Origin of the sequence: Vibrio sp. HI00D65 (assembly GCF_001635455.1) — a bacterium.
Taxonomy (GTDB): Bacteria; Pseudomonadota; Gammaproteobacteria; order Enterobacterales; family Vibrionaceae; genus Vibrio.
This window is the reverse complement of record NZ_LWEH01000255.1, coordinates 13,503-26,852: the sequence shown is the minus strand read 5'-3', so window position 1 is coordinate 26,852 and position 13,350 is coordinate 13,503. Positions and strand designations below refer to the sequence as shown.

Sequence of the window (13,350 nt, the reverse complement as noted above, 5' to 3'; positions counted from 1 at the left end):
GTGACACCTTGTATCTGATTTAATTCTCTACTTACTTGCCTATTATCCTCAGCAAGCATTGGAATTATAAGCGTAGACTGAAACCTGCTTAGGTTCAGCAAAATATTGTAATCCATACAGTTTCGCCTAATTAACGGTGAAGCCTTGGTGCCCAAAATTCACCAAGGCCTCTCGCTATGATTAAGCTTTCAGAGCTTCAACAATAGCGTTGTAGTTTGGCTCTTCAGTTACTTCCGAAACCAGTTCGCTGTGTAAAACTACATTGTTCGCATCTAGTAGGATAACTGCACGAGCTGACAAGCCAGATAGTGCATGCTCTTCAAACTGTGTACCGAATGCTTTTAACAGCTCTGGACTTTTGAATACTGATAGCTGCTCCACGCCTTCCACACCCTCGCTCTCTTGGTAACGAGCAAGCGCAAATGGTAGATCGGTTGAAACCGTGTATACATCCACTGACTCTGATTTTAGCTCTGCTAGTTCAGAGATTACCTTAGTGCTGCTTGAACATACTGGTGTATCAACGCTTGGGAACAAGTAGATCAGTTTAAAATCAGCTTTTTTTTCTGAAATCGTCAGTGGTGCTAACGATACCGATGTCATTGCTGGTGTAGTAAGTACTTCACCTTTTTGTGGGAAGTTACCTGCTAGTGCGATTTTATCGCCCACAAATGTCACTGTGTTCATGTTTATTCCTTTCAATGTAATTCTTAAAATAGCTGTTCTAGCTGACTGTGTTGCTATTATCTAAAGACATTCAAATCGAACATCTCTTCTCTATATGTCATCCGTAATTTACACCGGTGGAGTCAGTAAAAACGTTTATTAACCCTCGGCGCAAATTCAACGCTTAGGCAGCTTCGATTACTTTTCGTATTTGATTGAGGATAGGAACCGCATCGTCGAAACCAACAGAAAGAGAGAAATCAATTTCTTGATCAATATGCTCCTGAGCAACCTTGAGTAAGGTCACCTTGTCGCAGCGTTCAAGGCTCTTCTCTTTATCGATAAAAATCTTAGTAAGAGACTGAACAACATCCAGTTGAAAGGACTCTATGGAAGTGACGTCCTTATACTCTTGTAACAGCTGATTCACCGATTGAGAGTTTTTCTGTTTAATTTCTGGCATCCAAATTACCTTTAAAACAACGATTAGAAGTCAAGCTATCACCCAAGCTCGAGGCGGCATTACGTTAGCAACCAGCCCTCGTTCCCACCACAAACCATTGCCAAACAAAAACATAACAACATAGCTAAATGTAATCTTTATATAACCAATGAGATTTTACAGTTACAGACAGCCCTCCTATGCTTAAAGTACCGCCCGCCAAAATGAACTTCATTTAAATTACTAAGCCCATGAATCAAATGCGTAATATCACCGATTCCATCACTATTGATATTGAGATAAGGACACTGACTCACCATCCCGCGGATATCACGGTCAGCATGCGCCCTCTGCCGTTCAAAGTTCTGTTGTACTTGTTAAAGCACCAAGATAGATGCGTTTCGCGAGAAGAGTTATTTGAAGAGTGTTGGCAAGGTGTGTTGGTTACCGATCAGTCCCTAACCAACACCATTAGTTATATTCGTAAAGTATTCAGAAATTTAGATACTAATGAGTTAGAACTCAAAACAATCAGTAAGCAAGGTTATTTATTGGTGATTTCACCAAGGCAACAAGCTCTGAAGGTTGAAGAAATTAAGCCTTTAGTTGAGGCGGAAGTGCAACTTGAATTGGCGGATGCTGGCACTGGCATTAATGAAGAAAAAATAAGCCCAGATTTACAGCAACCAGTCAGTACTCAGAAAACGAAAACCAAGTTTCCTCGTCAATTTACGTTAAATTTATGTGCCCTGTGGCTTGGCATCATATTGGTCGCCTACTACTCCATTCATTACAACAAAGAGCAAGCGCCATTTTTAGATAAAGACAACTACCAGTCCTATCCCTTTGGTAGTGGCACACTTTATGTTCATGACCAATCAAATACAATCACTGACTCCAAAATGACCTCATACATCAATCACCTCGAGCTATCGCAGTGCAATGTAAAAAGTATCTACATTCGCATCACTAATTCAGCTTTCCGAGACAACATCATTTCAATGTATGCTTTTGTTTTTACCAACAATCGAAAGAGTCAAAGTATCTTCAAACAGAAGCTAGACAGCCTCAATATTTATCCATCCATTATTACTCCGTTACTGGAGTCCTTTTACTGCAAAGGTAACCCACAGCAATAAATGATTTTGTCGTTCAAGACATCAGTGGCTTAGTTTTAAGGGAGCTTGTAAATAGCGAACGTCGCAATGAGAAACGGAGGAAGTGCGGAGAATGTTTCAGCCAATAAGAAAGCCCCGCATGCAATGCGAGGCTTCAAGTTCTTAGCTAAGAGTAACGATTTGGATTAAAACTCTTCGTTCTCTTCTTCTTTTTCTGCTTCTTTCTCGTCAAGAACAGCAGGAGTCAGTAGTAGTTCACGAAGTTTAGTATCTAGCTCTAGAGCGATCTCTGGGTTTTCACGTAGGAACTTACAAGAGTTCGATTTACCTTGACCGATCTTATCGCCTTTGTAGCTGTACCAAGCTCCTGCTTTATCAACTAGCTTGTTCTTAACACCTAGATCAATCAGCTCACCTTCACGGTTAAAGCCTTGGCCGTATAGGATTTGAGTTTCAGCTTGCTTAAACGGTGCTGCAATCTTGTTCTTAACAACCTTAATACGCGTTTCGTTACCAACGATCTCGTCACCTTCTTTGATAGAACCAGTACGGCGAATATCAAGACGAACAGACGCGTAGAACTTAAGTGCATTACCACCCGTTGTGGTTTCTGGGTTACCAAACATTACACCAATCTTCATACGGATTTGGTTAATGAAGATACACATACAGTTAGACTGCTTAAGGTTACCAGTCAGCTTACGCATCGCTTGAGAAAGCATACGAGCTTGAAGACCCATGTGGCTGTCGCCCATTTCGCCTTCGATTTCAGCTTTTGGTGTTAGTGCCGCTACTGAGTCGACAACCAATACGTCGATAGCACCAGAACGCGCTAGAGCATCACAGATTTCTAGAGCTTGTTCACCAGTATCTGGTTGAGAAACAAGAAGTGCATCGATATCAACACCAAGCTTTTGAGCGTAGATAGGGTCTAGTGCGTGCTCAGCATCAACGAAAGCACAGGTTTTACCTACTTTTTGTGCTGCAGCAATCAGCTCAAGTGTTAGCGTTGTTTTACCTGAAGATTCTGGACCATAAATTTCAACGATACGACCCATCGGCAGACCACCAGCACCTAGTGCGATATCTAGAGATAGAGAACCAGTAGAAATTGTTTCTACATCCATTGTACGGTTGTCACCAAGACGCATGATAGAGCCTTTACCAAATTGTTTTTCAATCTGACCAAGGGCTGCGGCTAACGCTTTTTGTTTATTCTCGTCCATTACTATCTCCAGGTAATCGGTTGTCGTGAAACAAGCGATTTAGAATCTATTTCTAACCCACATAGGGGTGACTAATTGGCTTTATTATACTGTTGATTCATACAGTGTCCATACCTGTATGAAAATAATTTGTACAAATGTTACTTGTCTTCCATTGATAGGTAATCATAAATAACTTGCAGGGCATGGTGGGTGGCTTGTTGGCGTACTTGTGATCTGTCACCATCAAATACATACGTTTCCACTTTATTCCAACCACTTAGCGCTTTCCAAGCAAAGCATACCGTACCAACGGGCTTCTCGTCAGTACCGCCACCAGGGCCTGCAATACCACTAATTGACACCGCGATGGTTCCGTTCGAATGCTCTAGCGCACCTTTAGCCATTTCTATGACGACAGGTTCGCTGACCGCACCAAATTCCACTACGGTTTCTAACTGTACGCCAATCATCTCTTGCTTTGCTTCATTGCTATACGTGACAAAAGCGCGATCAAACCAAGCAGAGCTGCCCGCGATATCCGTTACCGCACTTGCTACACCGCCACCAGTACAAGACTCGGCGGTGACCAACACCTGATTGTGCTCTGCAAGCAACAGTCCGAGTTTTTCACTAAGATCTTGAGTCATCTGCATTATCAGCTTCCCTTTATTTACCATTAGAACATTTGGATACGCATCTTTTCGCTTCAGCCGCTTTTCGCACGAAACGCTTTCACGTATCCTAAGCCGCAATAGAAATAAACGAAAGAAGTTAACTGTGAAAGCCGATCAAAAACATACTCCCATGATGCAGCAGTACCTAAAACTGAAGTCAGAAAACCCAGAAATTCTGCTGTTCTACCGCATGGGCGATTTCTACGAGCTTTTCTACGATGACGCAAAAAAAGCGTCTCAACTCCTCGATATTTCACTGACTAAACGCGGCTCTTCAAATGGCGAACCAATCCCAATGGCCGGCGTCCCATACCATGCCGTTGAGGGGTACCTAGCAAAGTTAGTGCAACTCGGTGAATCCGTAGCAATTTGTGAACAGATTGGTAATCCAGCACTTTCAAAAGGTCCTGTCGAGCGAGCGGTAGTACGTATCGTGACACCGGGTACCGTAACCGATGAAGCACTGCTTTCTGAACGCGTCGACAACTTAATCGCCGCTATTTACCATCACAACGGCAAGTTTGGTTACGCGACGTTAGACATTACCTCTGGCCGATTCCAACTGTGTGAACCAGAAACCGAAGAAGCAATGGCAGCAGAGCTGCAGAGAACCTCTCCGCGTGAGTTGTTGTTCCCTGAAGATTTCGAACCCGTTGAATTAATGGCAAGCCGCACAGGCAATCGTCGTCGTCCAGTATGGGAATTTGAATTAGATACCGCTAAGCAGCAGTTGAACCAACAGTTTGGCACTCGTGACCTTGTTGGTTTTGGCGTTGAAGGCGCGAAACTTGGCTTGTGTGCAGCCGGCTGCCTTATTCAATATGTGAAAGATACCCAACGAACTGCGCTACCGCATATTCGTTCACTGACAATGGACAAGCAAGATCACTCGGTGATCCTTGATGCTGCGACTCGCCGCAACCTGGAGATCACGCAAAACCTTGGCGGTGGCACCGACAACACTCTTGCTGAAGTTCTGGATCACACAGCAACCGCAATGGGTAGCCGTATGCTCAAGCGTTGGTTACATCAACCAATGCGCAATATCTCGGCTCTTAACCAACGCCTAGACGCGATTGGTGAGATGAAAGATTTGGCGCTATTCACTGAGCTGCAGCCAACACTAAAACAGATTGGTGATATTGAGCGTATCTTAGCTCGACTGGCACTTCGCTCGGCTCGCCCACGTGATATGGCGCGACTTCGTCAAGCGATGGAGTATCTACCAGAACTTGCAGAAACGCTAACCCAACTTAAGCACCCATACCTAACTCAACTTGCTCAATATGCTTCTCCTTTGGATGAAGTATCAGACCTATTAGAGCGAGCCATCAAAGAAAACCCACCCGTGGTTATCCGCGACGGTGGTGTGATCGCTGAAGGCTACAATGCCGAACTAGACGAATGGCGTAACCTAGCTGCTGGTGCAACTGAATTCCTTGATCAATTGGAGAAAGAAGAGCGTGAGCGCCATGGTATCGACACACTTAAGGTTGGCTACAACAACGTACACGGTTTCTTTATTCAGGTAAGCCGCGGGCAAAGCCACCTTGTGCCGCCACACTATGTACGCCGTCAAACACTAAAGAACGCTGAGCGCTACATTATTCCTGAGCTAAAAGAGCACGAAGACAAAGTTCTAAACTCTAAGTCGAAAGCTCTGGCTATCGAGAAGCAGTTATGGGAAGAGCTGTTTGATTTGCTACTGCCACATTTAGAGCGACTACAAAACATCGCCTCTTCTGTATCCCAGCTTGATGTCTTACAGAACTTAGCCGAGCGTGCAGACACACTCGATTATTGTCGTCCGAGCATGACTGAATCTGCTGGCGTCCAAATCCAAGCAGGCCGCCACCCTGTGGTTGAGCAAGTCATGGATGAACCATTCATTGCTAACCCAATTGACCTTAACGACAAGCGTAAAATGCTGATCATTACAGGTCCAAACATGGGTGGTAAATCGACTTACATGCGCCAGACAGCACTTATCGCGCTAATGGCACATATCGGTTGTTATGTTCCAGCAGAAAGTGCAACTATTGGCTCTATCGACCGCATCTTTACTCGAATTGGCGCATCGGACGATCTAGCGTCTGGTCGCTCAACCTTCATGGTTGAGATGACTGAGACTGCCAACATCCTGCACAACGCAACACCAAACAGCTTGGTGCTGATGGATGAAATCGGTCGTGGTACCAGTACTTACGATGGTCTATCTCTAGCTTGGGCAAGTGCAGAATGGCTAGCGAATCAAATCAATGCGATGACACTGTTTGCGACACACTACTTTGAGCTAACCGAACTACCAAACCAGATTCCAACACTGGCCAACGTTCACTTAGACGCAGTAGAGCACGGTGACAGCATCGCCTTCATGCACGCAGTTCAAGAAGGTGCAGCAAGTAAGTCTTACGGCCTAGCGGTTGCAGGATTGGCTGGTGTACCAAAAGCAGTGATCAAGAACGCTCGTGCGAAACTGACACAACTTGAAGCGTTGAGCATTGAGTCTCCTACATCGAAGCCGAGCGGCGTTGATATTGGGAACCAACTGAGCCTTATCCCGGAACCAAGCGAAGTAGAGCAAGCATTAGCGAACGTGGATCCTGACGATCTGACGCCACGCCAAGCACTGGAAGAGTTGTACCGCTTGAAGAAACTGCTCTAATCAAAGGCAAGTATCTTTAACCTCGATAAAAAAACGCTGACATTAAGTCAGCGTTTTTTTATCGAGGTTAATGGGTATCGTTTAGTCGTTTTCAACGTTGAACAGGTTTTCCATGTTCAAACCTTGCTTGATAAGGATCTCACGTAGACGACGAAGACCTTCAACTTGGATTTGACGAACGCGTTCACGAGTTAGGCTGATTTCACGACCAACTTCTTCTAGCGTTGACGGTTCATAGCCTAGTAGGCCAAACCGACGTGCAAGCACCTCTTTCTGCTTAGGATTCAGCTCATCAAGCCAGAAGATCAGTGAGTTTTTGATATCACTATCTTGAGTCGAAACCTCAGGATCTGAGTTGTTCACATCTGGAATAATGTCCAGTAGTGCTTTCTCACCATCACCACCAATTGGCGTATCTACCGAGCTCACTCTTTCGTTTAGACGAAGCATCTTACTTACGTCACCAACAGGTTTATCAAGCTTAGAAGCAATCTCTTCCGCTGTTGGTTCATGGTCAAGTTTCTGTGATAGTTCTCTTGCAGTACGCAGATAGATGTTCAGCTCTTTAACAACATGAATTGGCAAACGGATAGTGCGAGTCTGATTCATCAAAGCACGCTCGATGGTCTGACGAATCCACCATGTTGCGTAAGTAGAAAAACGGAAGCCACGCTCTGGGTCAAACTTCTCTACGGCGCGAATCAAACCTAAGTTACCTTCTTCGATTAAATCAAGAAGTGCTAGACCACGGTTGCTATAACGGCGAGAAATTTTAACTACCAAACGCAGGTTACTTTCGATCATGCGTTTGCGTGCTGCTTCATCACCGCGTAGAGCTCGACGTGCGTAGAGCACCTCTTCTTCTGCGGTTAGTAGTGGTGAGAAACCGATTTCGCCTAGATACAGTTGCGTCGCATCTAAACTCTTGGAAGTAACTTCTGTTTCTTCTTTAACTTCGGCTTTCTTGGTAGCAGTTCGCTTCTCTTGTTCAAGTGTTTCCGGTTCCGTGGTTACTTGGTCAAGATCGAACTCTTCTTTGATTTCTGCATTGCTTATACTCATAACGCCTCCCCCTGGCGAAATTAGCATGACATTACAACTTCATATGTCGCTAAATGACTATGTCACTCAATACAATACGTGATTAGTGGGTACTGTATTTAAGGTAAATATCGTTTTGGATTGACGGATTTACCTTGGTAACGAATCTCAAAGTGCAGCCTAACACTGCTGGCTCCAGAGCTTCCCATTGTTGCAATCTTCTGCCCTGGTTTCACACTTTGCCCTTCAGATACTAATAGTCGGTCGTTATGCGCGTATGCACTTAAGTAATTATCATTATGCTTCACAATCACTAGATTGCCGTAGCCTCGTAATGCATTACCCGAATAAACAACCGTTCCTCCTGCAGTAGATACTATTGGCTGACCTCGCTGTCCTGCTATGTCTATGCCTTTATTTCCTTGTTCGCCTACAGAGAAATTCTTAATTACCCTCCCCTTTGTTGGCCATAACCACTTGGATACTTTATCACTTGTTGGTTTAGTGGACGGTGCAACATTCTGTTTACCTTTAGACCCAACATACTCCTTTGATTTAGATTGTTCAACCTTCTTTGGTGGATCTTTTTTCGCCACTTTGGCTGTAGTTTGAGCTGGCGCAGGTTTAGAGTTTTTGCTCTTTTTCGGAGTGGCTTTAGGTTTACTTGCCGTCAATGATGCTGTGGATGCGGCAACAGGAGCAGCGACTGCTGCGGCTACAACCGTTGATTTACCATAGGCTGGCGCGTTATAGCTAGGACGCCACAACTTAAGCTTCTGCCCCGGGTGGATGGTATAAGGGGCCGCAAGTTTGTTATAGCTTATCAGGTCTTGTACATCTTTATTGGTGACATACGCGATGAAATAAAGCGTATCCCCTTTTTTCACTTCGTAGTAACTGCCACGATAGCTACCGCGATCAATCGATGAGTAGTTTTTACTTAGGCTTGAAACTGGCGCAGGCATACTCGCTGTACACCCAACAAGTGCACAGCTAAGCAGTAAGGAGCTTCCTTTTAACAACTTCGAACGCATCGACTCTCTATCCACCTACACCATAAGTCTTTTATTAAGCTAGCTCACCAGGAACCAGAGGTACAAATCGCACCATCTCGATGACACTCGATAAAAACTCATCACCATGACGCACGATCTTCAATAACTGTTGTTCGTCATCACCAACCGGAATTAATAGACGACCGCCATCTATCAGCTGTTGCAAAAGTGCTTGAGGAATATACTCTGCAGCAGCGGTTACGATGATCGCATCAAAAGGCCCTTTAGAGGACCAACCTTGCCAGCCATCACCATGTTTGGTTGAAATATTATAAAAATCGAGCTGCTTTAACCGACGCTTAGCGTCCCATTGTAGCGACTTTATCCTTTCAACCGAATAAACATGATCAACAAGTTGAGCTAAAACAGCAGTTTGGTAGCCAGAACCAGTTCCAATTTCCAAAACTCGGCTATCTTGTTGCAGCTCGAGTAATTCTGTCATTTTAGCAACAATATACGGTTGCGAGATGGTCTGCCCTTGCCCGATAGGCAGTGCATTATTGTCATAAGCCTGATGATACATAGCCTGAGACAAAAAACTCTCTCTTGGCAGTTGGTAAATCGCATCCAATACTTTTTGGTCTCGGATGCCACTTTCAATCAGAAAAGTAATTAAGCGCTCTGCTTGTGGATTACTCACTTACTTCTCTCCTAACCATGTTGTCATAGCGCCTAAAGACTCATGTGCTGTCAGATCTACCTGCAGAGGCGTTACCGACACAAAGCCATGCTCAATCGCATAGAAATCGGTACCTTCGCCCGCATCTTGCTCTTTGCCTGGAGGACCAAGCCAATAAATATCATGACCACGAGGGTCTTTTTGCTTGATCATATCTTCAGCATGATGACGTGCGCCAAGGCGAGTAACCTGAGTCCCTGATAGATCTTCTAAAGGGAGATCCGGCACATTGACGTTTAACAGGCGGTTGGTTGGGATTGGTTTTGCTAAATGTTGTTCGACAATACGACGAGCAATCACTGCCGCTGTCTTAAAATGTTTTTTACCAACCAGAGAAAATGCCACCGATTGAACACCTAGAAAGTGTCCTTCCATTGCTGCTGCGACTGTACCTGAGTACAACACGTCATCACCAAGGTTTGCACCATGGTTAATGCCCGTTAATACTAGGTCAGGCATATCATCCTTTAGCAGTTCATTTAATGCGAAATGCACACAATCGGTCGGTGTTCCCTGTACCGAATAGGTATTTTCAGCAATATCTTGAACACGTAAAGGCTGTTCTAAAGTTAATGAATTTGAAGCGCCTGAACGATTACGGTCAGGGGCTACAATGATAACTTCAGCAAGATCACGTAGTTCATCTGCTAGCTCATGAATACCTTGAGCATGCACACCATCATCGTTGCTGAGTAAAATCTTCATTCTGTATCCTTTCTTCATATTCAAGTGCTAAGTGGCTTAAATTACGATACTAAGTCACTTAGTGCCAGGCAGAGTCATTACTGCTCGTAGCTTCTCTCTACGTGTACTTCTTCGACTAATTCACGAACGATAGCTGTTGCAAAGCAGCCAGCATCAAGAGAGAACTTCAGAGTGACATTATCTTCACTCACTTCCCACGTTAGATCAGTAGGTTTCAGAGACGCTTCACGGCGGTCATGGCGCATACGGTTACCACGAATCAGAGCCATCAGATCCGGTTCAGCATCAAGGTGTTTCTGTTCTAAAACTTGAGGCTCATCAGTAGTTGGCAAAGTGTTGTCACCGGCCAAAGCAACCGTCACCAATGCAGTACCATTCGCAACATCTTGGCTTACAGCTTCAAGGTTGTCAGCAGTCACCGTTAGTTGAGCGCCATCTTTAACGACGATATCGCCAACCAATACCGATGCAAACACATCTTGTTCAATACGGTCAGAAAGGATTAGGTTGTAAATCCATGAACGAGCAGCCGAGAGGTATAAGCTACGTTTGTTCTGATTACGAGTACGAACATTATCACGACCCCAACGACGAGCTTCAGACAAGTTATTACCTTCGTTACCAAAACGCTGAGCACCAAAGTAGTTTGGTACACCCACTTGAGCGACTTTTTCTAAACGTTTTACGACATCATCGCAATCTGTTACTTCAGACAAGGTCAACTCGAATTGGTTGCCAATTAAATCACCCGGACGCAACTTTTTGTTGTGTCGCGCTGTCGCAATAATTTCGATGCTTGGGTACTGTGCTAAGAACGCTGAAAAGTCAGGCTCACCTTTAGGTAGGTGTACGCTCAACCACTGCTCGGTCACTGCGTGACGGTCTTTCAAGCCAGCCCAACTTACGTCTTTCGACTTAACGCCACAGGCTTTAGCCAACTCATTGGCTACGAAACTCGTGTTTTCACCTGTTTTACGAATGCGCACCATTAAGTGTTCGCCTTCACCCGTAAACTCAAAACCCAAATCTTCGATAACGACAAAGTGTTCAGCTTTCGCTTTTAGTTTTGCTTTCGCAGTTGGTTTACCGTTTAGATAAGCCAATGAAGATAAAATATCTGACATGCTGTTCTTTTCGTGTTGGTGCTTATGCACTTTTGGTAATTAGGACCACCGCTTCACATGCGATGCCCTCTTTGCGACCCGTAAAGCCTAAACGCTCTGTTGTCGTTGCTTTTACGTTCACATTGCTGATGCTGGTTTCTAAATCTTGTGCAATGGCTTGGCACATAGAGTCTATATGAGGCGCCATTTTAGGCGCTTGCGCCATGATAGTAATATCGGCATTGCCAATCACATAGCCTTGCTCTTTGACTCGACGGTACACGTCTTTCAATAGCTCACGGCTATCCGCGCCTTTCCACTCATCGTCAGTATCAGGGAAATGACGACCTATATCACCTGCGGCGATCGCTCCTAACAGCGCGTCACACAAGGCATGAAGAGCAACATCGCCATCTGAGTGTGCGATAAGACCTTGTTCATAGGGGATGCTCACACCACCGATAATTACCGGGCCTTTACCACCAAACTTATGTACATCAAAGCCATGGCCAATACGAATCATCATTATTCCTTATTCTGACTTAAATAGAACTCAGCGAGCGCTAAATCTTCAGGCTGAGTAATCTTAAAATTATCTGAACGCCCGGCGACTAAAGCGGGCGAGAAGCCTTTCCATTCAAAAGCAGAGGCTTCATCGGTAATCGAAACTCCTTGTTGCAGCGCTTCGCTCAATACATTCCACAGAGGTTCAGCTCTGAACATTTGTGGTGTGAGGGCGTGCCACAAATCAGCTCGCTCGACAGTATGATCAATTTGCCCTTGAGCGCCTCGCTTCATCGTGTCTCGAACTGGGGCTGCCAATATAGCCCCAACATCATGGCTCATTGCTGTCGAGATTAACTTGTCGATATCACTTAGCTGAACACAAGGTCTTGCTGCGTCATGCACCATCACCCAACCACCGAGCTGTTGCTTTTCGATGTAATCTAAAGCAGAAAGAACGGAATCCGCTCTTTCACTTCCACCAACGACTCGAATCACTTGTAGATTCTGAGTAAGGGGTAGCTCTGGGTAGTATGGGTCATCATCACTGATTGCGACTACAATTTGAGAGACTTGCGGGTGAGCTAGGAGCTTCTCAACGGTATGCTCTAAAATCGTTTTACCATTGATCGTAAGATATTGCTTCGGACGGTCGGCCTTCATTCGGCTACCAACGCCCGCCGCAGGGACAACGGCAATCACGCTTTGAGGTTGAGTCAACATTAATGGGATTCCTCACCAATGATGCGATAAAACGTTTCGCCTTCTTTAACCATGCCAAGCTCATGACGTGCACGTTCTTCTATCGCGTCTAAACCTTGGCGTAGATCGTCGATTTCCGCAAACATCTCAGCGTTTCGAACTTTTAATTTTTCGTTTACTTGCTGCTGAACTTGGATTTCATTGTTCACACCGTAGTAATCAGAGATACCATTTTTACCGAGCCACAATGTGTGTTGTAGCCAGCCAAACACTATGAGCAGTACTAAAGCAAAAATTCGCATAACACCTTTCGCCGGTTGAAAAAGAAGGAACTAGAATAAGGCACATATATACCATAATGAGCTTATTGGTGCGAGATATGTGGTGTCAGGGAATCAATAAGTCGGGGAATTATTGTCGTTGGGAACCAGTGATGAGATTCCCGACGCCCTCCTCCGTCGGTCTCGAGAATGACGGATAGTACGAAAAACAGAAGACAAAAGATGTTTACCTTCCCAATGCTATATGCTCTCGTCATACTCAAGAAAGGGAGCTAAGTGATGCAATCCACGGCAACGAAAGAGCCAAAGACAAAACATCTTTCCTAAGTCACATGCCCCGTCATTCCGAAGAAGGAGGAACGACTGAGTTGGGAATCTGTTGAGGAAAATGCAAAATAAGAGATTGCCTACTTCTTTATTCGTCAGTCTAGGGAATGACTAACTTTAGGTATCAAAGGAGGGGCTTTAAAGCCTAGAGCTTATTTCTACCATTTTTCTACAAACATA

The 13,350-nt window shown here is 44.8% G+C and carries 14 protein-coding genes; 2 read left to right on the top strand and 12 right to left on the bottom strand.

Annotated features, from left to right (window positions below):
- Positions 1 to 180: 180 nt before the first annotated feature.
- Positions 181 to 687: a thiol peroxidase gene (gene tpx / locus A3712_RS17110; protein ID WP_063524405.1), complete on the bottom strand. Its 507-nt coding sequence runs from the start codon at positions 685 to 687 to the stop codon at positions 181 to 183.
- A gap of 163 nt (positions 688 to 850) precedes the next feature.
- Positions 851 to 1,129, bottom strand: a complete 279-nt coding sequence (locus tag A3712_RS17105; protein WP_063524404.1) for a hypothetical protein — start codon at positions 1,127 to 1,129, stop codon at positions 851 to 853.
- Between the two features lie 239 nt (positions 1,130 to 1,368).
- Between A3712_RS17105 and A3712_RS17100 the strand changes: the two genes are divergently transcribed.
- Positions 1,369 to 2,247: a winged helix-turn-helix domain-containing protein gene (locus A3712_RS17100; RefSeq protein WP_231891837.1), complete on the top strand. Its 879-nt coding sequence runs from the start codon at positions 1,369 to 1,371 to the stop codon at positions 2,245 to 2,247.
- A gap of 164 nt (positions 2,248 to 2,411) precedes the next feature.
- On the opposite strand, the gene recA is transcribed toward A3712_RS17100, so the two are convergent.
- Both recA and pncC read right to left on the bottom strand, forming a co-directional pair.
- Complete coding sequence (recA, locus tag A3712_RS17095) at positions 2,412 to 3,452, bottom strand: recombinase RecA (protein WP_063524402.1); 1,041 nt, start codon at positions 3,450 to 3,452, stop codon at positions 2,412 to 2,414.
- Between the two features lie 140 nt (positions 3,453 to 3,592).
- Positions 3,593 to 4,087, bottom strand: a complete 495-nt coding sequence (gene pncC / locus A3712_RS17090; protein ID WP_063524401.1) for a nicotinamide-nucleotide amidase — start codon at positions 4,085 to 4,087, stop codon at positions 3,593 to 3,595.
- A 124-nt stretch (positions 4,088 to 4,211) separates the two neighbouring features.
- On the opposite strand from pncC, the gene mutS reads away from it, so the two are divergent.
- Positions 4,212 to 6,773 carry a DNA mismatch repair protein MutS gene (gene mutS, locus A3712_RS17085; RefSeq protein ID WP_063524400.1) on the top strand — a complete coding sequence of 854 codons (2,562 nt, stop codon included), beginning with the start codon at positions 4,212 to 4,214 and terminating at the stop codon, positions 6,771 to 6,773.
- 81 nt (positions 6,774 to 6,854) lie between these two features.
- Here the strand turns inward: mutS and rpoS are convergent, their stop codons facing one another.
- The 8 genes from rpoS to ftsB all read right to left on the bottom strand — a co-directional run bounded on the left by rpoS (position 6,855) and on the right by ftsB (position 12,864).
- Positions 6,855 to 7,835, bottom strand: a complete 981-nt coding sequence (gene rpoS, locus A3712_RS17080; protein ID WP_063524399.1) for an RNA polymerase sigma factor RpoS — start codon at positions 7,833 to 7,835, stop codon at positions 6,855 to 6,857.
- A gap of 98 nt (positions 7,836 to 7,933) precedes the next feature.
- A complete protein-coding gene (gene nlpD / locus A3712_RS17075) occupies positions 7,934 to 8,848 on the bottom strand; it encodes a murein hydrolase activator NlpD (protein ID WP_063524398.1) in 915 nt (304 codons plus the stop codon).
- Positions 8,849 to 8,882: 34 nt separating this feature from the next.
- Positions 8,883 to 9,509 (bottom strand): protein-L-isoaspartate(D-aspartate) O-methyltransferase, encoded by a 627-nt coding sequence (locus tag A3712_RS17070; RefSeq protein WP_063524397.1) that lies wholly within the window; start codon positions 9,507 to 9,509, stop codon positions 8,883 to 8,885.
- The gene (gene surE, locus A3712_RS17065; RefSeq protein ID WP_063524396.1) at positions 9,510 to 10,253 is read right to left on the bottom strand and encodes a 5'/3'-nucleotidase SurE; all 744 of its coding nucleotides are present in this window, start codon (positions 10,251 to 10,253) and stop codon (positions 9,510 to 9,512) included.
- Positions 10,254 to 10,330: 77 nt separating this feature from the next.
- A complete protein-coding gene (truD, locus tag A3712_RS17060) occupies positions 10,331 to 11,377 on the bottom strand; it encodes a tRNA pseudouridine(13) synthase TruD (RefSeq protein ID WP_063524395.1) in 1,047 nt (348 codons plus the stop codon).
- A 22-nt stretch (positions 11,378 to 11,399) separates the two neighbouring features.
- Positions 11,400 to 11,879 carry a 2-C-methyl-D-erythritol 2,4-cyclodiphosphate synthase gene (gene ispF / locus A3712_RS17055; protein ID WP_063524394.1) on the bottom strand — a complete coding sequence of 160 codons (480 nt, stop codon included), beginning with the start codon at positions 11,877 to 11,879 and terminating at the stop codon, positions 11,400 to 11,402.
- A gap of 2 nt (positions 11,880 to 11,881) precedes the next feature.
- The gene (gene ispD, locus A3712_RS17050; RefSeq protein WP_063524393.1) at positions 11,882 to 12,583 is read right to left on the bottom strand and encodes a 2-C-methyl-D-erythritol 4-phosphate cytidylyltransferase; all 702 of its coding nucleotides are present in this window, start codon (positions 12,581 to 12,583) and stop codon (positions 11,882 to 11,884) included.
- Positions 12,583 to 12,864: a cell division protein FtsB gene (gene ftsB, locus A3712_RS17045; protein ID WP_004739050.1), complete on the bottom strand. Its 282-nt coding sequence runs from the start codon at positions 12,862 to 12,864 to the stop codon at positions 12,583 to 12,585. Before ftsB ends, ispD begins: the two co-directional genes overlap by 1 nt.
- Positions 12,865 to 13,350: the final 486 nt, after the last annotated feature.

Coding starts and splice junctions, on each gene's coding strand:
- tpx (WP_063524405.1), bottom strand. CDS start 687: ATGAACACAGTGACATTTGTGGGCGATAAAATCGCACTAGCAGGTAAC.
- A3712_RS17105 (WP_063524404.1), bottom strand. CDS start 1,129: ATGCCAGAAATTAAACAGAAAAACTCTCAATCGGTGAATCAGCTGTTA.
- A3712_RS17100 (WP_231891837.1), top strand. CDS start 1,369: ATGCGTAATATCACCGATTCCATCACTATTGATATTGAGATAAGGACA.
- recA (WP_063524402.1), bottom strand. CDS start 3,452: ATGGACGAGAATAAACAAAAAGCGTTAGCCGCAGCCCTTGGTCAGATT.
- pncC (WP_063524401.1), bottom strand. CDS start 4,087: ATGCAGATGACTCAAGATCTTAGTGAAAAACTCGGACTGTTGCTTGCA.
- rpoS (WP_063524399.1), bottom strand. CDS start 7,835: ATGAGTATAAGCAATGCAGAAATCAAAGAAGAGTTCGATCTTGACCAA.
- nlpD (WP_063524398.1), bottom strand. CDS start 8,848: ATGCGTTCGAAGTTGTTAAAAGGAAGCTCCTTACTGCTTAGCTGTGCA.
- surE (WP_063524396.1), bottom strand. CDS start 10,253: ATGAAGATTTTACTCAGCAACGATGATGGTGTGCATGCTCAAGGTATT.
- truD (WP_063524395.1), bottom strand. CDS start 11,377: ATGTCAGATATTTTATCTTCATTGGCTTATCTAAACGGTAAACCAACT.
- ispF (WP_063524394.1), bottom strand. CDS start 11,879: ATGATTCGTATTGGCCATGGCTTTGATGTACATAAGTTTGGTGGTAAA.
- ispD (WP_063524393.1), bottom strand. CDS start 12,583: ATGTTGACTCAACCTCAAAGCGTGATTGCCGTTGTCCCTGCGGCGGGC.
- ftsB (WP_004739050.1), bottom strand. CDS start 12,864: ATGCGAATTTTTGCTTTAGTACTGCTCATAGTGTTTGGCTGGCTACAA.